Below are 21,135 nucleotides of genomic sequence, written 5' to 3' on the forward strand. Positions count from 1 at the left end.
CTGCCGGGCGCCGGCGGGCTTCTGGACGGAGGAGGGTTCCAGCCTTGAGGCAAAACTTCGTGCGCGTCCTCGGCAGCGTCGCCATCTTGGCGCTTGTTGCCGGCGGCGCCAGCGCATGTAAGAAGGACGAGGGCACGTCGGAAGGTTCCGCCAACAAGGCGTGCGACCTCAAGATCGGTTTCTTCGGTGCGCTCTCCGGCGCCGACGCTGGCCTGGTCACCCCGATGAAGCAGGGTGCCGACCTGGCCGTGGAGAAGTACAACGCGGAGAACGCGGACTGCAAGGTCACCGTTCAGGCGTTCGACTCGCAGGGCAAGGCCGACCTGGCCGGTGGCCTCGCGACCAGCGCGGCGGCCGACACGAAGATCGTGGCGATGGTCGGCCCGGCGTTCTCCGGTGAGAGCGAGGTCGCGCTGCCGATCTTCGACACCGCGGGTCTCGCCGTGATCAGCCCGTCGGCCACCCGGCCGAGCCTGTCGGAGAAGGGCTGGAAGGTCTTCCACCGTGGCGTGGGCAACGACTTCTCCCAGGGCCCGGCGGTCGCCAGCTACATCAAGAACGTGCTGAAGTCCGACAAGGCGTTCGTCATCGACGACCAGTCGGCGTACGGCGCGGGTCTGGCCGACGAGGTCAAGAAGGGCCTCGGCCCGGTGGTGATCGGCACCGACAAGGTGGTCGACAACGCACAGGAGTTCGGTGCGCAGATCTCCAAGGTGAAGACCAGCGGTGCCGCTGTCCTCTTCTACGGCGGTTACACCGAGGAGGCCGCGCCGTTCCTCAAGCAGCTGCGCGCTGCGGGCTGGACCGGCACGTTCATCGGTGGTGACGGCATCAACGACGCCAACATGCTGTCGGTGGCCGGTCAGAAGGACGTCGAGGGCACCATCGCCACCTGCCCGTGTGGGCCGGCGACCGCGGCCAAGGGCACCTTCGTGACCGACTTCAAGGCCAAGTACAGCGTCGACCCGGGCGTGTACGCGGACGTGTCGTTCGACCTGGCGAACATCTACCTCGAGGCGATCAAGGCCGGTAAGACCTCGCGCGCCGACATTCAGGCGTTCCTCTCCTCCTACAACAAGGCCGGTTCCGCCTCGGGCGTGACCTACAAGTGGGAGCCGAACGGCGAGCTGGACCCGGCGCAGGTCAAGGTGTGGGCGTTCAAGGCGAAGGCCGGCGCGTGGGCTCCGGACGTGGAGGTCCCGAAGGCCTGATCCCGTTGGGGTCACAGGTTGAGGGCGTGACGAACAGAGCTGTTTCGATGCGGCCGGGGTGTGTAACCCCGGCCGCGTCGGCTCAGCGCAACACCCTTCGGAGCATCGGTGGACTTTGCAGAACTCGTCCGGGGTTTCCCGGAACTGACCACAACCGGGTTGGTGCAAGGAGCGATCTACGCGCTCATCGCCCTTGGCTACACCCTCGTCTACGGCGTACTTCGCCTGATTAACTTCGCGCACTCCGAGGTCTTCATGATCGGCACGTTCGGTGCCATCTGGACCTGGGCGGCCTTCGGGCTTGATAGCAACAGCAGCGCTCCGTCGGTGGGTGGCGCGCTGCTTCTCATCGCACTGGCGATAGTGGCCGCGGCGCTGCTGTCCGGCAGCGTCGCGCTCCTGATCGAGGTTACCGCCTACCGTCCGCTTCGGCGGCGCAACGCACCGCCGTTGGCCTTCCTGATCACGGCCATCGGCGCGTCGTACGCGTTGATGGAGCTGATGGGCACGCTCACCCAGCGCCGCCAGGTCGGCGCCCCGGCCCTGCTGCCCGCTGACACGCTGTTCAGCATCGGTGGCTGGAGCGTCACGCCGGTGCAGATGCTGACGCTGAGCGTGGCCATCATCATGATGGTGGGGTTGGACTGGTTCGTTAACCGCACCCGGTTCGGCAAGGGCATCCGCGCGGTGGCGCAGGACGCCAACACCGCCGCGCTGATGGGTGTCAACAAGAGCCGCGTGATCGCGCTGGTCTTCGTGCTTGGTGGTCTGATGGCTGGTGTGGCCGCCGTCTTCAGTGACATGAAGAGCGGAAACACCAGGTACAACATCGGTTTCCTGCTCGGCCTCAAGGCGTTCTCCGCCGCGGTGCTGGGCGGTATCGGCAACCTGCGGGGCGCGGCGATCGGCGGCATCCTGCTGGGCCTGGTCGAGAACTACGGGTCGGCGCTGTTCGGCTCGCAGTGGCGGGACCTCATCGCCTTCGTGGTGCTCATCGTCCTGCTGATGTTCCGGCCGACCGGTCTGCTGGGCGAGTCGTTGGGGAGGGCGCGGGCATGACCGCTCTGCGAGAGCGTTGGCACTCCGCATCGAGTGCCATCGGTCGGCGGGTCGACGGGCTGCCGAAGTCCGCCCGGATCACGGGACTGTTGGCCTTCATCGCCTTCCTCTACGTCCTGCCGAACAAGTGGTTCTACGAGTACCTGAACATTCCGGGTCTGTGGATCCCGCTGTACACCACGCGCAACGACATGGCGGCGGTGCTGTTCTACTGCGCGTGGATCGTGCTGCTGTCCCTCGGTCTGAACGTGGTGGTCGGGTACGCGGGCCTGCTGGACCTGGGCTTCTTCGGCTTCTTCGCCGTCGGCGCGTACACGGTGGCGTTGTTGACGTCGCCGGAGAGCAAGCTCATCACCGAGTACAACTGGCTGGAAAGCCCGTGGCCCTGGTTGGTCACTGTGCCTATCGCGATCGCCCTGGCGTTGCTGTCGGGTGTGCTGCTCGGTGCGCCGACGCTGCGCCTGCGTGGTGACTATCTGGCGATCGTGACGCTCGGTTTCGCGGAGATGATCCGGATCATCGCGAAGAACCAGGACTGGATCCTCAACGGTGACCGGGGCATCCCGCAGGTGGGGCACCCGCCGGGCAAGTACCCGGACGGCTCCGCCATCTTCCAGTTCGAGTTCAAGCCGTACTACTGGCTGCTGCTCACCGTGATCATCGGTGCGGTCTTCCTGATCCGGAACCTGGCCAACAGCCGGGTGGGTCGGGCGTGGGTGGCGATCCGTGAGGACGAGGACGCGGCCGAGTTGATGGGCGTGCCGACGTTCCGGTTCAAGCTGTGGGCGTTCGCGATCGGCGCGGCGGTCGGCGGTCTGTCCGGCACGTTGTGGGCCGGTCAGGCCAACTTCGTCAACTCGTCGACGTTCTCGCTCGAGAACTCGATCCTGGTGTTGGCGGCGGTGCTGCTCGGCGGTGCGGGCAGCATCGGTGGCGCGATCCTCGGCGGCTTCCTGGTCATCTACATTCCGGAGTGGCTACGGTCGGTGGGTGACGTCTTCGGCCTGCCGGAGACGGCTACCGTCTTCGGTAACGACTTCGACGTCAGCCCGACCTCGTTGCGCTATTTCATCTTCGGGATCCTGCTGATCATCGTGATGATCTTCCGACCGCAGGGTCTCTGGCCGAACCGGCGGCGGGCCGCCGAGCTCAAGGACCGGCAGAAGGAGGTGGCTGTCGTTGAGTGAGCCACGGATGGGTAGCGAGCGCGACGTCAGCAGCGAGCGCGACATGGCGATCGACGCGCGGACGACGGTGGGTAGCCCGCCGGAGACGTCGTCGACGCCGGACGAGGCGGTCAGTGAGCCGACCCCGTCGGCCGACGGTCGCAAGCCGCTGCTGGAGGTCGACCACGTCACGCTGCGGTTCGGCGGCGTGGTGGCCCTCAACGACGTCAACTTCACCCTCTACGAGGGGGAGATCCTCGGGCTGATCGGTCCGAACGGCGCGGGCAAGACCACCTGCTTCAACGCGATGACCGGCGTCTACGCCCCGACGACCGGCCAGATCCGGTTCCGGGGTGAGAAGGTCAGCGGCCGTAAGCGGTTCCAGATCACCAAGCTGGGCATCGCCCGTACGTTCCAGAACATCCGGCTCTTCCCGGAGATGACGGCACTGGAGAACGTGCAGGTCGGTGCCGACGCCAACCACAAGACGAGCGTTCCGAGCGCCTTGCTGCGGCTGCCGCGGCACTGGCGCGAGGAGCGGCAGGGCAAGGCGAAGGCCCACGAGCTGCTGGACTTCGTGGGCATCCAGGGTCGCTCCGGCGACCTGGCTCGCAACCTGTCGTACGGTGACCAGCGTCGTCTGGAGATCGCTCGGGCCCTGGCCACCGATCCCACGCTGCTCTGCCTCGACGAGCCCGCCGCCGGCTTCAACCCGGCGGAGAAGGTGGCCCTGCTGCAGCTGATCCGCAAGATCCGCGACTCCGGGGTGACCGTCCTGCTGATCGAGCACGACATGCGACTGGTCATGGGCGTGGTGGACCGGCTGGTGGTGCTGGAGTTCGGGCAGAAGATCGCCGAGGGGTCGCCGGCCGAGGTGCGCGACGATCCGAAGGTGATCGCGGCCTACCTGGGAGGTGTCGAGGATGCTGCTTGAGATCGACAATCTGAAGCTGCTCTACGGTCGCATCGAGGCGTTGCACGGCATCAGCCTGCACGTCGACCAGGGCGAGATCGTGGCGCTGATCGGCGCGAACGGCGCCGGCAAGACCACGACCATGAAGGCGATCTCGGGGCTGCACGCCATTTCCGGGGGCAGCATCAAGTTCGAGGGCAACGATGTCAGCCGGCTGCGCGCCGACCTGCGGGTGATCCGGGGGATCGGGCAGTCGCCGGAAGGGCGTGGTGTCTTTCCCGGCATGACCGTGCTGGAGAACCTGGAGATGGGGGCCTACACCCGTCGGGACAAGGCCGAGATCACCAAGGACCTGGCCATGGTGTTCGACCTGTTCCCACGGCTGCACGAGCGGCGTAAGCAGGCCGGTGGGACGCTCTCCGGCGGTGAGCAGCAGATGTTGGCGGTGGGTCGGGCGCTGATGACCCGTCCGAAGCTGCTGCTGCTGGACGAGCCGTCGATGGGCTTGGCGCCCAAGTTGATCCAGCAGATCTTCGAGATCATCACCCGGATCAACGAACAGGGCACCACCATCCTGCTTGTCGAGCAGAACGCCCAGCAGGCGCTCTCCCGGGCCCACCGGGGGTACGTGTTGGAGACCGGTCGGATCGTCAAGGAGGGCACCGGCCAGGAACTCCTGCACGACCCGGCGGTCAAGGAGGCGTACCTCGGCGTCGCGTGACGCGGTGACCGGCCGGGTGGCATCTGCCACCCGGCCGGTTTCTTCGCGCGCTGTCGGTAAACGGCGGCGGCTACCGACCCGGCACCGACAGGGGCCGGAACACCTCGACCACGTCGTCGAGCCGGACCGTCAGCGCTGCCGCGAGCAACGCGAACGGGGCGGTGATGGCCAGGGCGGGCAGGTCGGTGGCGGGTTGCCACAGGACCGCACCGGCCCCGGCCACACCGACCAGAGCCAGTGTGGCGTTACGGACGACGTGACGCCGGCCGAAGGGCGCCGAGAGGTCGCCGCCGAAGCACCGGCACGAAGCGGTCACCCCGCGGCTCAGGGCGGTGGCGATGGCAGCCGAGAACCCGGTGAGCAACGCGGCGGCCAGCCCGAGCCCGCCGGCCGTCAACCCCGGTACCGGTAGCGCGAGCAGCAGCGCGCACACCGCGACCTCGGCGCCGGCGACTGCCACCGCCACGGGCCCCACCAGGCTCGCCGGCACCAGGCGCAGGGCTGCCACGGAGGCCACGAACTCCCCGAACCGCCGCCGGTCACGAAGCTTGCCCAGCACCGCGGCGAGGAAGATCAGGAAGATGAGAGATCGACTGAACGCGGCCACATAGGACACTGCTTGTCCTCCGGTAGTCGGAACCATTCGCTTGACGTCGCGCCGGCCGGGCCCGCCACACCCGGTGGGCCGAGGTGCTGGTGCGGGGCTGTCCGGCCGGCCAGCCCGTTTGTCGGTCTCGGGGCTGGTCAGGTCGGGCCCGTACCCCGGCGGACCGGGCCGAGGATCCGGGTTCCCGGCACGAAGCCGAACATCCGGGAGTCGACGCTGTTGTGGCGATTGTCGCCGAGCAGCAGGTAGTGCCCGGGTGGGACGAGGGCTGACCCGCCGGTGGGGTCGGGCACCCCGCCGGCCGCTGCACCGTCATCGTCGTGGTTCGAGGCGCGGAACTCCGTGGGCACCGGATCGCCGGGTCCAGCGACCGCACGCTTCACGATCCATTTCCGGCCGGCCAGCGGCGTCGTCCCGGCGGCCAGCGGCGTCGTCCGCCACCCGCCGTCCACCGGCCGCTCGACCACCACCATCTCGCCGGTCTTGATGCTGGCCGCCGGCACCCGGCGGACCAGCACCCGCTCACCCGGGCGGAGCGTCGGGGCCATCGACTGTCCCTCCACGGTGATGAGCGCCCAGCCGCGTCGCAACCAGATCAGCAGGCCACCCAGCACCAGCACGACCAGACCGCTGAGCACCGCGAAGACCATCTGCCGCTCACCTCTCAATTCGCAACCGGCTGGTAGCCCGCGGCCTGCAGGTTGAACAGCCGGGCGTACGTGCCCTGCGCCGCCAGCAGATCCTCGTGCCTGCCCTGTTCCGCTATCACCCCGTCGCGCAGCACCACGATGTGGTCGGCGTCGCGGATCGTGCCCAGCCGGTGCGAGATCAGCAGCGTGGTCCGCCCCTCGCGCAGCCGTCGCAGCCGGTGGTGCAGATCGGCCTCTGCCTCCGCGTCCAGGCCGGCGCTGGGCTCGTCGAGGATCAGCAGGTCGCGGTCTGCGCGCAGAAAGGACCGGGCGAGCGCGAGGCGCTGCCACTGTCCACCGGAGAGCAGCACGCCGGTGCTGACGTCGTCGCGGTCGGCCGGGTCCGCGAACATACGGGTGAGCTGGGTCGCGTACCCGTGCGGGAGTGCCATCACGGCATCGTGGGCGCCGGCCCTCTTGGCCGCGGTGGTGATGCGCTCGGTGTCGTCGAGGGCGCTGGTGTCGCCGAGGGCGATGTTTTCGGCAGCGGACAGGTCGTAGCACATGAAGTCCTGGAATGTCGCCCCGAGCCGGTCGCGCAACTGGCTGACGTCGAGCTCGCGGTAGTCGACGCCATCCCAGCACAGGCTGCCGCGGCTGGGGTCGTAGAACCGGGACAGCAGCTTCACGAGCGTGCTCTTGCCCGCGCCGTTGAGCCCGACGATGGCCACGGTCCGGCCGCGCGGAATGGTCAGGTTGAGGCCGCGCAACACCCAGGGGTGCCCATCGCCGTACCGGAACCAGACGTCGCGCAGTTCGATGGCCTGGCGCAGCGGCGGCACCGGCGCCGGGTCGGCGGGCAGCGCCAGATCCGGGGTGGCGGCAAGAACGTCCCGGTAGTGGGTGAAGCGCAGCAGTGCCTGGTGCGCGTCGGCGAACCTGCTGATCCCGGTGGCGACCGCCCCCTGCACCCCGGCCACGGCGGCGATGAAGATCGTCACGTCGCCAAGGCTGAGCCGACCCTGCCGGGCGGCGAGAATGGCCCAGACCAGGCCGGTGCCGGCGGCGATCGCACCGGTGAGCGCCAGCCCGGCCTGCACCAGGACCTCCCGCCGGTCCATCCGGCGGTTGGCCGCGTTGAGGGCACGCAACTCCGCGATCATCCGCTTGCCGAACAGGTCGCCGAGATTGAACAGTCGAATCTCCTTGGCCGCGGCCAGGCCGGTGAGCAGCTCCCCGTAGAAGTACTGGCGTCGCTCGGTCGGTGTGATCTGCCACATCACCGTCGCCCGTTGCCGGGACAACCGCAGCTCTGCCCGCATGGTGGGGATGGCCACCAGGGCGAGGACTCCCACCATCCACGGGTTGAGCAGGGCCAGCGTGGCGGTGAAGCCGACGATGGTGAGCAGGCCGGCAAGCAGGTCCAGCCCGCCGCCGGCGACCGCGATGGGGCTGTTGCGGCCGGCCTCGTCGGCCATGTTGAGGTGGTCGCGGAAGGCCGGGTCCTCCAGCCTCCCGAGGCCGGGCAGACGGTCGATCGCGCGATACATGTCGGCCTGGGCGCGGATCGAGATCCTTCGCCGCCACTCGGCCTCCACGTAGCGCAGCAGGTGCGGCAGCGTGGCCACGGCCACCCCGGTGAGCGCGAGCGCGACCGCGCCCCCGACCACCGCCGCCACCGGTTCGCCGCCAGGATCGGCGAGCCGGTCCACGACCAGCTTGGTGAGGAGGCCGACGCCCACCGGGGTCACGCCGGCGACGATCGCCAGCAGCGCTTGGAGGACCGCCATGCTGGGGGCCGATCGGTAGGCCAGGCCGACCGCTGCGATGACCAGCTGGCGGTCCACCCCACGCCGGATGTCCCGTGGTGTCACGCGGGCACCGGGGCGGGCAGGTCGGTCCATCCCGTACCGCTGCGTCGGACGGTGCCCGTCGTGTCGAGCAGACACCAGCAAGGAAACGCGGCGGCCTGGAACGCGGTGGCGAGGCTGCCGTCGGCGCCGTCGAGCACCACCCGGGCGACCTCGGTGAGTCGGCTGGCCAGCTCGGGCACCTCCGGCTCATCACCGGTCACCACCGCGAGGATCTGACCTCGACCACCGGGGAAGGCCGTGGCCTGCGTGACGAACCGGGGCAGCGCCTCCCGGCAGGCCCGACAGTCGGTCGAGAAGAAGACGACGAGCGTGTCCCCGGTCAGCTCCTCCCGGCGTACCGGCACTCCGTCCGTGTCGACGCCCTCGAAGGCGGCGGGCGTCTGCCCGGCCCCGATGATGCCCGGCCCGTCGCCGGACGGCCGACCGGCGAGCAACTCGCTGTGCTCACGCAGTCGGCGGATGATTGCCAGGGCCAGCAGCAGGTTCAGTGTCCCCAGCGTGCACGCGAGGACCACGGCGGTGATGAGGTACGGCACGGCGCTACTCCTTCTCGTGGATCCCCGGCCGACCGGGACGGTTGACGGGCATTTGGCGACAGTGATTGGCGAGACCCGGGCGGCCGGCGAGTGGAAGGCCGGCCGCCCGAGCCGTGACGTCAGCCGCTGGTTCAGCAGCCGTCCTTGACGCCCGTCCAGGGCCCGCAGGCGCAGTTGGTGTTCGTCCAGCAGGTCCGCCGCTGGTAGACGCCCCGGTTACAGCGGTATTCGTACCGCGTGTTGGAGCCGCAGTCGGCGGCCGAGGCGGTCACCTTCGGGGCGACGAAGCCGAGCAGGCGGTCGCCGATGGAGTTGACGATTCGGATCATTCGTTTTCACCTCCTTGAAGCTGTGTTGACAGCCATCGTGGATCTTCCGCTTGGTCATCGACTGGATGCGGAATGGACGACCGGAGCGTCAGCACGCCGACACAGAAAGTGATCTTGGCCACGGGGGGTGGCGTGGAGCCCGGAATATGGGACAGGGGATCTGCGGATAGACATGTTGGGCCCGTTCGCCGCTTGCGGCGGTGACCGGCACGGCCGGGGTCGGCAAGACCACGGGACGGTTGGCGAGCAATCGGCGACAGTGCCGGGCGAGGCCCGGGCGGCCGGCGGGTGAAGGCCGGCCGCCCGGGCCGTGACGTCAGCCGCTGGGTCAGCAGCCGTCCCTGACGACGACCCATGTCGTGCAGGCGCAGCCGGGGCGCGCGAAGCAGCCCCGCCGCTGGTAGACACCGTTGTAGCAGCGGAACTCGTATCGCTCGATGGGGCCGCAGTCGGCGGCCGAGGCCGTCGCCTTCGGGGCGACGAAGCCGAGCAGGCGGTCGCCGACCGAGTTGACGATTCGGATCATTAGTTTCACCTCCTTCAATCTGTTGACAACCATCGTGGATCTTCCGCTTGGTCATCGACTGAATGCACAATGGACGGTCGGAGCGTCAGGACGCCGACAGAAAGCGATCTTGGCCACGGGGGGTGGCGTGGAGCCGGAATATGGGACAGGGGATCTGCGGATAGACATGTTGGGCCCGGTCCGCCTGTGGCGGGGCGTGGCCGAGCTGCCGGCGGGCCCACCGCAGCGGCGGGCGGTGCTGGCGCTGCTGACGTTGGCCGCGGGCCAGCCGGTCGGGCGCGACGAACTGGTGGACGCGCTCTGGCCGACAGAGCCGCCGAGGCGCGTCACGAACGTGCTGCAGACCCACGTGAAGCATCTGCGTCGGGTGTTGGAGCCCGGCCGGACGGCGCGAAAACCCAGCCGGGTGCTGCCCTCGGTCGGCACCGGATACCGGCTGGCGGTCGATCCGGTCGCGGTTGACCTGTACCGGTTCCGTCGGCTGGTGGACGAGGCCCGTACCGCACACGCCGCCGACGACCAGGCGCGGGTCTGGGAGCTGACCGGATGGGCGTTGAACCTCTGGCAGACGCCCCTCGCCGACGTTCCGATGCTCGCCGGGCACCCCCGTACCGCTGCGATGACCACGGAGTCGCAGTTGGTGATCTCTTGGCGGGTGGATGCGGCGATCCGCATGGGCCGGGCAGCGGAGGTGCTCGCACTGGTACGCGCGGAGGCCCGCGCCAGGCCCCTCGACGAGCCGGCGCAGGCGGACCTGATGCGGTGCTACCTGGCCCTCGGCCGGCGGGCGGAGGCATTCGCCGTCTTCGAATCGACCCGCAGGCGTCTCGTGGCCGAGCTGGGAGTCGACCCCGGCGCCCTGCTCACCGACGCGCATCGGGAGTTGCTCGAACCCGATCGGAGCACGCCCGCCGTCAGCCGACCAGCTGCCCCTTCGGTGACCCTGGCCGGCTCCTCGGCCGTCGAGGAGCCGATCGGCCTGGCTGGCTCCTCGGCCGTCGAACAGCCGATCGGCCTGGCCGGCTCATCGGCCGTCGAACAGCCGATCGTGCCGGCCCAGCTTCCGCCCGACGCGGTTGCGTTCGTCGGTCGTACCGAGCAACTGCGGTGGCTCGACGACGTGGCGACGGGTGGGGCCAGCTGCCGTTCGCCGCTTGCGGTGGTGACCGGTACGGCCGGGGTCGGCAAGACCACGCTTGCGGTGCACTGGTCGCACCGGGCCGCCGAGTGGTTTCCCGACGGCCAGCTCTACGCCGACCTCCGGGGATTCGATGCGGGGACCGGTCCGGTCCGGGTCGACGAGGTGATGCGCGGTTTCCTCACCGCCCTCGGGGTCGCCACGGAGCGGATGCCGGCCGGGCTGACCGCCCAGGTCGGCCTCTATCGCAGTCTGCTCGTCGGCCGGCGGGTGCTGGTCCTGCTCGACAACGCGCGGTGCGCCGACCAGGTCCGCCCGCTGCTGCCCAGCTCCGCCGGTTGTTTCGCGGTCGTCACCAGCCGCGTCGACCAGCGTGGTCTCGTGGTCACCGGGGCCCGACCGCTCAGTCTGGGCCTGATGACCGAGGTGGAGGCGCGGCAGTTGCTGACCAGCCGGTTCGACTCGCCACGGGTGGCAGCGGCCCCCGAAGCGGTCGACCAGCTCGTGGCGGCCTGCGCCCGACTGCCGCTGGCACTCGCCATTGTGGCCGCCCGCGCCACCGCCCAGCCCCAGCTGCCGCTGGCGGCCCTGGCCAGCCAGCTGCGCGCCGGTGCCAGTGACCTCACCGCGTTCGCCGACGAGGACGAGTCCTTCGACATCCGGGCCGTCTTCTCCTGGTCCTACCGCGCCCTCCCCGCCGACGCCTCAGCGCTGTTCCGGCTGCTCGGCCTGCATCCCGGTCCGGACATCTCGGTAGCTGCCGCCGCGGCCCTCGCGGGTACGACAGTCGAGGAGGTGCGGCGCCCGCTCGAGCAACTGACCCGGGCTCACCTCCTTGTCGAACACCGGCCCGGCCGCTACGCCTGCCACGGCCTGCTGCGGGTCTATGCCGCCGATCTCGCCCGGGCCGTCGACCCGGAGTCGGTACGGCAGGACGCCGTACACCGGTTCACCGCGCATTACCTGGCCTGGGCGACGGTCGCCGACCAACTGATCTCGCCGTACCGCCCGCCGGGTCGACCGGCGCCGGGGGAGCCCGGCGTGGTCCGGGCCGGCGCGTCACCGGTCGGTCTCGGGGCCGAGCCGCCGAGCGAAACCGACACGGCGTTCGACTGGTTCGCCGCCGAGTGCGAGGTGCTGCTCGCGGTGATCAACCAGGCCGCGGCGAGCGGCTTCCACCGGTTGACGTGCGAGCTGGCGTGGAGCCTCACGACCTTTCTCGACCATCGGGCGCAGTGGCACGATCAGGCCACGGTGCAACGGATCGCCCTGGCGGCAGCGGGCCGGCTGGGGGACGAGTCGGTGCGGGCCCGCACCCATCGTGGCCTGGCCCGGGCCTACTCTCGGCTGGGCCGGCACGCCGACGCGAGTCGTGAGCTGCGGCAGGCGGTGCTCCTCTACGCGGCCCTGGGCGACGACGTCGGCCTGGCCAACACGGAGATGAGCCTCGCCGACTCCTGTGAGCGCCGGCTTCGCTACGCGGCGGCGCTGAAGCACGCCGAGCGTGCGCTGGCGCTGTATGAGGGGGCTGGCTACCGCCCGGGCCAGGCCAACGCGCTCAACGCGGTCGGTTGGTGCCGGGCCCTGCTCGGTGATCATGCCCAGGCGGTGACCTACTCGGCGCGGGCGTTGCGGCTGCACCAGCGTTTGGACGACCGGCGTGGAGCGGCGGACAGTTGGGACAGCATCGGCTACGCCAACTACCGCCGCGGCCGGCACCGCTCCGCCGCGCACTGTTTCCGGCATGCTGTCACGCTGTTCCGGGCGGTTGGGGACCGTTTCGCGGAGGCGTTGTCCCTGGCCCGGCTGGGTGACACCCACCACGCCGACGGTGACCCGGAGGCAAGCCGCGAAGACTGGCGTCTATCGCTTGCCATCCTGGCCGAGCTCGGCCATCCCAAGGCTGACGAGATGCGGGCGCGGCTCGCCGGGTCGTCGTTGCACGGACAACGCTCTGCGTAGTCGCGCGACGCGGGTGCCGGTGCGGAGCACTTCCCGACGTCACCGCATGCCGAGCCCGGAAGGTGTCGGTACGACGGACTAGAGTCGCTGCCGTGACAGCTACGACACCGCGCCTGCTCCTCGTCGACGGACATTCCATGGCATACCGGGCGTTCTTCGCCCTGCCTGTGGAAAACTTCTCCACCACGACGGGCCAGCCGACAAACGCGGTGTACGGCTTCACCTCGATGTTGATCAACGTGCTGCGCGACGAGCAGCCCACCCACATCGTGGTGGCCTTCGACGTCTCCCGCCGCTCCTTCCGCACCGACAGGTACGCGGAGTACAAGGCCGGCCGCAGTGAGACCCCTACCGACTTCAAGGGCCAGGTGAGCCTGGTCAAGGAGGTGCTCGCCGCACTCCAGATCCCGGTGGTCGAGAAGGAGGGCTTCGAGGCTGACGACGTCATCGCCACGCTCGCCTGCCAGGCCCGGGACCAGGGCATGACGGTGCTGATCAGCAGCGGCGACCGGGATGCGTTCCAGTTGGTCGACGACCAGATCACCGTCCTCTACCCGCGCAAGGGCGTCTCCGACCTGGCCCGGATGGACCCGGCCGCGATCGAGGCGAAGTACGGCGTCAGCCCGCAGCAGTACCGGGACCTGGCCGCGCTCGTCGGCGAGACAAGCGACAACCTGCCCGGCATCCCCGGCGTCGGCCCGAAGACCGCCGCCAAGTGGATCACCACGTACGGCGGGGTGGAGGGCGTGATCGCCCGCGCCGACGAGATCAAGGGCAAGGCCGGCGACAGCCTGCGCGAGCGGCTCGCCGACGTGATCCGCAACTACGAGATCAACAGGCTCGTCGCCGACCTGGAGCTGCCGCTGCGCCCGGAGGACACCCGCTGGACCGGGTGGGACCGGGAGGCCGTGCACCAGGTCTTCGACACCCTCGAGTTCCGCATCCTGCGCGACCGTCTCTACCAGTACCTGGAGGCTGTCGAGCCGGAGGCCGAGTCCGGGTTCGACCTTGCCGGCGAGGTGCTCACCGAGTCCGGGGCGCTGGCCGCCTGGCTGAGCACGCACGCGCCGACCGGCACGCCTGTCGGGTTGGCGGTCAAGCTCGACACCGGCGTCAACCGTCGGCACACCGCCTCGATCACCGGCCTGGCGCTGGCCACCGCCGGCGGCGCGGCGGCCTGGGTCGACCCGGCCCGGCTCGACCCGACCGACGAGGGCGCGCTGGCCGCCTGGCTGGCCGACGAGCAGCGGCCCAAGGTGCTGCACGACAGCAAGCCGGCAGTGCTGGCCTGCGCCGCGCACGGCTGGCAGCTCGCCGGCATCGTCCGCGACACCCAGATCGCCGCGTACCTGGCCCGCCCCGACCAGCGCTCCTACGACCTCACCGACCTGGCGCTGCGCTACCTGCACCGGGAGCTGCGGGTGGACGTCCCGGAGTCCGGTCAGCTCACCCTCGACGGGCTCGGCGACGAAGGCGTGGCCGAGCAGAACCTGATGCTCCAGGCCCGGGCCACCCTCGACCTGGCCGACGCGATCGACGCCGAGTTGTCCCGCGACGGCGAGCAGTCCGCCCGGCTGATGGCCGGGGTGGAGCTGCCGCTGATGCGGGTCCTGGCCGGCATGGAGAGCACCGGCATCGCCGCCGACACGGACTACCTGTCCGAGCTGGAGGCGCACTTCGCCGCCGAGGTGAAGGCCGCCGCGCAGGGCGCGTACGAGGCGGTGGGCCGGGAGTTCAACCTCGGCTCACCCAAGCAGTTGCAGGAGATCCTCTTCACCGAGCTGGGCCTGCCGAAGACCAAGAAGATCAAGACCGGTTACACCACCGACGCCGACGCCCTGCAGTGGCTCTACGCGCAGCAGCCGCACCCGGTGCTGGCCCACCTGCTGCGCCACCGCGACGTGGCCAAGCTCAAGTCGACAGTCGACGGGCTGCTCAAGTCGGTCTCCGACGACGGTCGGATCCACACCACCTTCAACCAGACGGTGGCGGCCACCGGACGGCTCTCCTCCACCGAGCCCAATCTGCAGAACATCCCGATCCGCACCGAGGAGGGCCGGCGGATCCGGCGGGCCTTCGTGGTGGGGGAGGGCTACGAGTGCCTGCTCACCGCCGACTACAGCCAGATCGAGATGCGCATCATGGCGCACCTGTCCTCGGACGACGCGCTGATCGAGGCGTTCAACTCCGGCGCCGACTTCCACGCCGCCACCGCCTCGTCGGTCTTCGGGGTGCCGCTCGACGAGGTCACCCCCGACCAGCGCCGCAAGATCAAGGCGATGAACTACGGCCTGGCGTACGGGTTGAGCGCGTTCGGTCTGTCCCAGCAGCTCGGGATCAACACCGAAGAGGCCCGGGGGCTGATGGAAAACTACTTCGCCGGTTTCGGCGGGGTGCGCGACTACCTGCACCAGGTGGTCGCCCGGGCCCGCCAGGACGGCTACACCTCCACCATCCTGGGCCGCCGCCGCTACCTGCCCGACCTGGTCAGCGACAACCGGCAGCGCCGTGACATCGCCGAGCGGATGGCGCTCAACGCCCCGATCCAGGGCTCCGCGGCCGACATCATCAAGGTGGCGATGCTGCACGTCGACACCGCGCTCGGCGCGGCCGGGCTGCGCTCGCGGATGCTGTTGCAGGTGCACGACGAGTTGGTCTTCGAGGTCGCCCCCGGTGAGCGGGAGGCGCTGGAGGCGTTGGTCCGGCACGAGATGGGCGGGGCGTACCCGCTGTCGGTGCCGTTGGAGGTGTCGGTGGGCGAGGGCCGCGACTGGAACAGCGCCGATCACTGATCTTGTGGTGGTTGCGGTGTGGGGGTTCCGGGGCAGCCCGCCCCACTCCGCGCGGTCAGGCGTGATCCCTGCGTGGGTCGGACTGCCCCGGAACCCCTGACCAGGTCGTGTTGGTCGCGCCCGTCGCCCTGAGGGTTTGATCTGGAGTCGCTCGGTGGTGGGTCACTTCATCGGGTCGTGGCCCCAGTTCATCAGGGACCAGCGCCACTTGGTGTCGCGGACACTGCCGGAGGGGCGCTGCGCCATGTGCCGCCGTACGTAGCCGACCACCTTGCGCATGTGCTTGTAGTCGCCCTCGGACAGGTCGCCGCGTTTGCGACGCAGCAGGTTGATGATCTTTCGGCCGGACTCGTGCCCGACGGACTCGCCGCCACCGGAACGGCCGCCCTTGTGCCAGCCGACCCGCTTCGACTCGTCGGTCTCCAGCCAGGACGACAGCTCACCGGGCTTCATGTTCACCGCCTCGGTGAACTCCCGATAGGTGTCCCGGCCCTGATCGTCAGCCCTGCTCATGGCGCAACGCCTCGGGGTGCAGGGCCACGTCGCCCTTGGGGAATCTCTGTTCGGCCATACCCTCGGCTACCCGTCGCCGCTGGGGCGAAACTGCAGCGGCGTGAAACGGCTGCGGGGCGAGACCGCTACGGCGTGATCTCGGCGATCGGCAGCTTCATGTCGAACGGCTCGGTCAGCTCGATCACGTCAGCACCGTCGGCGATCAGCTCGTACTGCCGCTCACCGCCCGGCCCCACCCGGTCGCCGATCCGGTACGCGTAGACGTGCACCGGATCCTGCTCGATCCGCCAGTAGAACGGGATGCCGGCGGCGGCGTACTCCCCGGGCTTCGCGAACCGGTCGAGCCGTCGTGTGCCCGGCGAAACGATCTCCACCGCGAGTACGACGTCCGTCGGCCGCAGAGTGGACCGGTTGGACGGCACCTCGGCACGGCAGAGCAGCACGTCCGGCTGACGGCTGGTGTTCCGACTGAGCCCGACCCCCACTGCCTGTGCGGCACGAAGGTCCGCTGGGGCGTGGGAGCGAAGCCATAGCCAGAGCAGGCTGCAGATGTCCTGATGGCCCAGGGTGGGGGAGGGTGTCACCTGGACAACTCCGTCGACGAGTTCGACGCGGGGGGCGTCGTCCGGCAGGGTGAGCAGGTCCTCCAGCGTGTAGTCGGCACGCTGCTGCCGCATCGGATCCGGACACCAGGGGCCAGGTGATGTCGGGATGGGCTCGGCGCTCATGGAGTCGAGCCTACCGGCGATCGATGGCTCGCAGGTCGGACCACGAGTGCGACGCGCTCAGTCGGCGGGCTTCTCGGTGACGAAGATGGCCGTACCGGGGAAGAGCCGTCCGCGCAGCGGGCTCCACTGCCCCCAGATCCCCTCGTGCCCCGCCGGCCACTCCGGCTCCACCAGGTCCACCAGCCGGAAGCCGGCGCCGACCAGCTCCCGGATCCGGTCGCCGAGCGTGCGGTGCTGCTCGACGTAGCTGGCCACGCCGGTCTCGTCCTGCTCGACGTAGGGAGAACGGTCGAAGTACGAGTGCACGGCGGTCAGCCCGCCCTCGCCGGGATCGTCGAGGAAGATCCAGCGCATCGGGTGGGTCACCGAGAACACCCACCGTCCACCGGGGCGCAGCACCCGGTGCACCTCGGCGTGCAGGGCCGCCGAGTCGTCAACGAACGGAATCGCGCCGAACGCGGTGCAGGCGATGTCGAACGACCGGTCGGCGAACGGCAGGGCGAGCGCGTCGGCCTGCACCAGCGGTACGCGTACCCCGGTGTCGTCGGCGGCCTTGGCGGCGTGCCGCAACATGCCGGCGGACAGGTCGAAGGCGACCGGCCGGGCACCCTGGGTGGCGAGCCAGCGGGCGGCCGCCGCCGCACCGCAGCCGACCTCCAGCACGCGTCGCCCGGACAGCTCACCGAGCAGGCCGGCGTCGGCCTCGCGGAGCCCTTCCGGACACCAGACGAAGTCCACGTCGCCGAGGAACGCGCCGTGCTCGGCCTGGTAGTCGTCGGCGTCGGTGTCCCACCAGCCGCGGTTGGCCCGCCGGACCTCGGCGTCACCCACCCGGCGCCGGGTGACCCGGCTGTCGTCATCCACGGCGCTCACGCTAGGCCCCACCCACCCGATTGGGCGCGGCGGCGTGCCCGCGGTCCGGGCGAATCACCCACCCCGGTGTACGGCGTGATCGACTCGGCTGTGGTGGAACCGGGGGTGTCCGGCCAGCGGGAGACCCCGGGTTGCAGGAAACCGAGTGGATCACGCAAGGCTGAGTGGATCGGGCAGGGCGGCGCGTGGGACTGCTGTGACGCACGAGACAGCAGGGGCATTTTCCGGGCGATTGTTCGTCTTTCGCAGGTCACCGCACGCAGAGAAGCCGGGAGGGCTTGCACCCTGTGGTAATGCGCACGGTAGGCTAGACGATGCGCTCGCGGATCGCGTTGCCTCGGCAGGGAGCAGGTGCGCGGTCGACGGAGCCACATCATGATCTCACTAGGCGATCGTTCGGTGTGCCCGGCGACGGATCCGCTGGCGCGAACAGGTCACTGCGACACCAGCCTGCCGTGACAACCCACCGACCGGAGCAACCGCCCACATGACGAGCAGCATCGAGGCCCCCTCGAGCGCCACCCGGGTCACCCACGACGATCTCGGTTCCGAGGAGGCATTCCTCGCCGCGATCGACGAGACCATCAAGTACTTCAACGACGGCGACATTGTCGAAGGCACCGTCGTCAAGGTCGATCGGGACGAGGTCCTGCTCGACATCGGCTACAAGACCGAGGGTGTCATCCCCTCTCGGGAGTTGTCGATCAAGCACGACGTGGACCCCGCCGAGGTCGTGACGGTTGGTGACCACATCGAGGCCCTGGTCCTCCAGAAGGAGGACAAGGAGGGTCGTCTGATCCTCTCCAAGAAGCGGGCGCAGTACGAGCGGGCCTGGGGCACAATCGAGAAGATCAAGGACGAGGACGGCGTCGTCCGCGGTTCGGTCATCGAGGTGGTCAAGGGCGGCCTCATCCTCGACATCGGGCTGCGCGGCTTCCTGCCCGCGTCCCTGGTCGAGATGCGTCGGGTGCGCGACCTGCAGCCGTACGTCGGGCGGGAGCTCGAGGCCAAGATCATCGAGCTGGACAAGAACCGCAACAACGTGGTTCTGTCCCGCCGGGCCTGGCTGGAGCAGACGCAGTCCGAGGTGCGCACCGAGTTCCTCAACAAGCTGCAGAAGGGCCAGGTCCGCAAGGGCGTCGTGTCCTCGATCGTCAACTTCGGCGCCTTCGTCGACCTTGGCGGCGTCGACGGTCTGGTGCACGTCTCCGAGCTGTCCTGGAAGCACATCGACCACCCGTCCGAGGTTGTCGAGGTGGGCCAGGAGGTCGAGGTCGAGGTCCTGGACGTCGACCTGGACCGCGAGCGCGTCTCGCTGTCGCTGAAGGCGACCCAGGAGGACCCGTGGCGGCAGTTCGCCCGCACCCACGCGATCCAGCAGATCGTGCCGGGTAAGGTCACCAAGCTGGTGCCGTTCGGCGCCTTCGTCCGGGTGGACGACGGCATCGAGGGCCTGGTCCACATCTCCGAGCTGGCCGAGCGCCACGTGGAGATCCCGGAGCAGGTCGTCCAGGTCGGCTCCGAGGTCATGGTCAAGGTCATCGACATCGACCTGGAGCGCCGCCGGATCTCGCTGTCGCTCAAGCAGGCCAACGAGGGCTTCGTCGAGGGCGAGGAGCACTTCGACCCGACCCTCTACGGCATGGCCGCGACGTACGACACCGAGGGCAACTACATCTACCCGGAGGGCTTCGACCCGGAGACGGGCGAGTGGCTCGAGGGGTACGACAAGCAGCGCGAGACCTGGGAGAACCAGTACGCCGAGGCTCGTCTGCGCTGGGAGGCCCACACCAAGCAGGTGCAGACCTCTCGGGCCGCCGACGCCGAGGCTGCCGCCAACCCGACTCCGGTCGTCCCGGCCGCTGCCGGTGGCGGCGGTGGCACCACCTCCTCGTCCAGCCCGGCCCCGAGCCGGCAGGCCGAGGAGCCGGCCGGCACCCTGGCCACCGACGAGGCGCTCGCCGCACTGCGGGAGAAGCTCGCCGGCGGCAAGTGACCCGCTGAACGACTGAACGACGACGGGCCCCGTCCCCGCGATCTCCGGATCGTTGGGGGCGGGGCCTTCGCCGTACCCGGACGGCCGCTCGCGCTCGCCGTGGTCGGTGCCGCGCACTCCGCAGTGGTCGCCGCCGAGCGCTCCGCTGCGGTCGCCGCCGCGAGCTCGCTGCGGTTGGTGGCCCCGCAAGATCGTGCTCGTTCCTGGAAGTAGTGGCCTTGGGCGGTTGCTACACCACTAGAACCAGGATCGAGCACGATCTTGCCGCGCTGGCGCGCTGGCGCGCTGGCGGGGCGGGGGGCGGGGGGCTTCGGCGGAGCATGGTCGTGGCGGGTTTGGCGGCAGGGCTGGTGATCCGGTTGACTGGTCGCGTGCTGAGGGTGGGGTTGACCGGTGGGATCGGGTCGGGCAAGAGTGCGGTGGCGGCGCGGCTCGTCGAGCGGGGAGCGGTGCTCATCGACGCCGACCGGGTGGCCCGGGAGGTCGTCGCACCGGGCAGCGACGGGCTGGCCGAGATCGTCGCCGCCTTCTCCGGCGCGGTGCTTGACGCCGATGGCGCGCTGGACCGTGCCGCCCTGGGCGCTGTGGTGTTCGCCGACGAGAGCGCCCGCCGCCGGTTGGAGTCGATCACCCATCCTCGGGTCCGGGCTCGCACCGCGGAGTTGGTCGCCGCCGCACCCCCCGACGCGATCGTCGTCAACGACGTACCGCTGCTGGTGGAGGTAGGTCTCGCGCCCACGTACCACCTGGTGGTCGTGGTGCAGACGGCCGTGCCGACCCGACTGGAACGGCTGGTGCGCGACCGGGGGATGGATCGCGCGGAGGCCGAGCGGCGGATCGCCGCCCAGACCGACGACGCCCGTCGCCGGGCGGCCGCCGACGTGGTGCTCCGCAACGACGGGAGCCTGGCGGCGTTGCACGAGGCCGTCGACGCGCTCTGGCGGCATCGGCTGCGGCCCTACGAGGACAACCTGCGTCAGCGGCGGGTGGTCCCGCCGGGCGGGACCGACCCGGCGGCGACCGACGCGAGCTGGCCCGAGCAGTACGCGCGGCTGGCCGCCCGGATTCGGCACACCCTGGGCGCGGACGCGCTACGGATCGACCACATCGGCTCGACCGCCGTGCCCGGCGTGGCCGCCCAGAACGTCATCGACGTCCAGGTGGCCGTGTCGAGCCTCGCCGAGGCCGACGGGCCGCTCGCCGACCGGCTGGCGAACGCCGGGTTCCCGCGGATGCCGGGGCAGTGGTGGGACGATCCGCGCCCGGCTGGCAGCGGTCGGTGGGAGAAGCGGTTGCACGGCAGCGCCGACCCGGCTCGTCCGGTTCGCCTGCACGTGCGACTGGCCGGGTCGCCAGGCTGGCGGTACGCGTTGCTGATGCGCGATCACCTGCGTGCCGACCCGGATCAGCGGGCCGCGTACCTGCAACTCAAGCGGGACCTGGTGGACGCGGCCCCCGCCGCCGGCGACTCCGGCACGGCCCGGGACCCGTGGTTCGACGAGGAGTACCTGCGGGCCGAGCAGTGGGCCGCGCAGACCGGCTGGCGGCCCTGAGCGCACCGC

General features: G+C 70.0%; 17 protein-coding genes and 1 pseudogene. 9 read left to right on the forward strand and 9 right to left on the reverse strand.

The features are described from left to right. Positions 1-44 precede the first annotated feature (44 nt). The 5 genes from AB0B85_RS23815 to AB0B85_RS23835 all read left to right on the forward strand — a co-directional run bounded on the left by AB0B85_RS23815 (position 45) and on the right by AB0B85_RS23835 (position 5,070). Positions 45-1,211, forward strand: a complete 1,167-nt coding sequence (locus AB0B85_RS23815) for a branched-chain amino acid ABC transporter substrate-binding protein (RefSeq protein WP_357410786.1) — start codon at positions 45-47, stop codon at positions 1,209-1,211. A 108-nt stretch (positions 1,212-1,319) separates the two neighbouring features. After that, positions 1,320-2,270: a branched-chain amino acid ABC transporter permease gene (locus AB0B85_RS23820; protein WP_357410788.1), complete on the forward strand. Its 951-nt coding sequence runs from the start codon at positions 1,320-1,322 to the stop codon at positions 2,268-2,270. Continuing rightward, positions 2,267-3,457: a branched-chain amino acid ABC transporter permease gene (locus AB0B85_RS23825; RefSeq protein ID WP_357410790.1), complete on the forward strand. Its 1,191-nt coding sequence runs from the start codon at positions 2,267-2,269 to the stop codon at positions 3,455-3,457. The genes AB0B85_RS23820 and AB0B85_RS23825 overlap by 4 nt, the downstream gene beginning before the upstream one ends. 43 nt (positions 3,458-3,500) lie before the next feature. Further along, complete coding sequence (locus AB0B85_RS23830; protein ID WP_357410862.1) at positions 3,501-4,370, forward strand: ABC transporter ATP-binding protein; 870 nt, start codon at positions 3,501-3,503, stop codon at positions 4,368-4,370. Next, a complete protein-coding gene (locus AB0B85_RS23835; protein WP_357410792.1) occupies positions 4,360-5,070 on the forward strand; it encodes an ABC transporter ATP-binding protein in 711 nt (236 codons plus the stop codon). Before AB0B85_RS23830 ends, AB0B85_RS23835 begins: the two co-directional genes overlap by 11 nt. A 70-nt stretch (positions 5,071-5,140) precedes the next feature. Here AB0B85_RS23835 and AB0B85_RS23840 read toward each other — a convergent pair whose 3' ends face one another. From AB0B85_RS23840 to AB0B85_RS23865, 6 genes are all read right to left on the reverse strand, one after another. After that, on the reverse strand, positions 5,141-5,686 hold the full coding sequence (locus tag AB0B85_RS23840) for a MauE/DoxX family redox-associated membrane protein (protein ID WP_357410794.1): 546 nt from the start codon (positions 5,684-5,686) through the stop codon (positions 5,141-5,143). A gap of 128 nt (positions 5,687-5,814) precedes the next feature. Next, the gene (gene lepB, locus AB0B85_RS23845; RefSeq protein WP_357410796.1) at positions 5,815-6,327 is read right to left on the reverse strand and encodes a signal peptidase I; all 513 of its coding nucleotides are present in this window, start codon (positions 6,325-6,327) and stop codon (positions 5,815-5,817) included. Positions 6,328-6,341: 14 nt separating this feature from the next. Further along, a complete protein-coding gene (locus tag AB0B85_RS23850; protein ID WP_357410798.1) occupies positions 6,342-8,180 on the reverse strand; it encodes an ABC transporter ATP-binding protein in 1,839 nt (612 codons plus the stop codon). After that, positions 8,177-8,716, reverse strand: a complete 540-nt coding sequence (locus AB0B85_RS23855) for a TlpA disulfide reductase family protein (RefSeq protein ID WP_357410800.1) — start codon at positions 8,714-8,716, stop codon at positions 8,177-8,179. The genes AB0B85_RS23850 and AB0B85_RS23855 overlap by 4 nt, the downstream gene beginning before the upstream one ends. Before the next feature lie 131 nt (positions 8,717-8,847). Continuing rightward, positions 8,848-9,045 carry a hypothetical protein gene (locus AB0B85_RS23860; protein WP_357410802.1) on the reverse strand — a complete coding sequence of 66 codons (198 nt, stop codon included), beginning with the start codon at positions 9,043-9,045 and terminating at the stop codon, positions 8,848-8,850. A gap of 328 nt (positions 9,046-9,373) precedes the next feature. After that, positions 9,374-9,571, reverse strand: coding sequence for a hypothetical protein (locus AB0B85_RS23865; RefSeq protein ID WP_357410804.1), 198 nt, complete (start codon positions 9,569-9,571; stop codon positions 9,374-9,376). 166 nt (positions 9,572-9,737) lie between these two features. Between AB0B85_RS23865 and AB0B85_RS23870 the strand changes: the two genes are divergently transcribed. Both AB0B85_RS23870 and polA read left to right on the forward strand, forming a co-directional pair. Beyond that, positions 9,738-12,671, forward strand: coding sequence for a BTAD domain-containing putative transcriptional regulator (locus AB0B85_RS23870; RefSeq protein WP_357410806.1), 2,934 nt, complete (start codon positions 9,738-9,740; stop codon positions 12,669-12,671). A 92-nt stretch (positions 12,672-12,763) separates the two neighbouring features. Next, positions 12,764-15,463: a DNA polymerase I gene (gene polA / locus AB0B85_RS23875; protein WP_357410808.1), complete on the forward strand. Its 2,700-nt coding sequence runs from the start codon at positions 12,764-12,766 to the stop codon at positions 15,461-15,463. 171 nt (positions 15,464-15,634) lie between these two features. Here polA and AB0B85_RS23880 read toward each other — a convergent pair. The 3 genes and pseudogenes from AB0B85_RS23880 to AB0B85_RS23890 all read right to left on the reverse strand — a co-directional run. Next, positions 15,635-15,976 (reverse strand): annotated as a pseudogene (locus AB0B85_RS23880) (DUF3140 domain-containing protein); the annotation flags it as partial. Positions 15,977-16,101: 125 nt separating this feature from the next. Next, complete coding sequence (locus AB0B85_RS23885) at positions 16,102-16,704, reverse strand: Uma2 family endonuclease (protein ID WP_357410810.1); 603 nt, start codon at positions 16,702-16,704, stop codon at positions 16,102-16,104. A gap of 57 nt (positions 16,705-16,761) precedes the next feature. Continuing rightward, positions 16,762-17,568 (reverse strand): class I SAM-dependent methyltransferase, encoded by an 807-nt coding sequence (locus AB0B85_RS23890; RefSeq protein ID WP_357410812.1) that lies wholly within the window; start codon positions 17,566-17,568, stop codon positions 16,762-16,764. Positions 17,569-18,064: 496 nt separating this feature from the next. Here AB0B85_RS23890 and rpsA point away from each other — a divergent pair, with 496 nt between their 5' ends. Then, positions 18,065-19,573: a 30S ribosomal protein S1 gene (gene rpsA, locus AB0B85_RS23895; RefSeq protein WP_030337999.1), complete on the forward strand. Its 1,509-nt coding sequence runs from the start codon at positions 18,065-18,067 to the stop codon at positions 19,571-19,573. Between the two features lie 371 nt (positions 19,574-19,944). Beyond that, a complete protein-coding gene (gene coaE, locus AB0B85_RS23900) occupies positions 19,945-21,126 on the forward strand; it encodes a dephospho-CoA kinase (protein ID WP_357410814.1) in 1,182 nt (393 codons plus the stop codon). The last annotated feature ends 9 nt before the right edge of the window (positions 21,127-21,135 follow it).

Origin of the sequence: Micromonospora sp. NPDC049044 (assembly GCF_040649215.1) — a bacterium.
In the GTDB taxonomy this organism is placed as follows: domain Bacteria; phylum Actinomycetota; class Actinomycetes; order Mycobacteriales; family Micromonosporaceae; genus Micromonospora.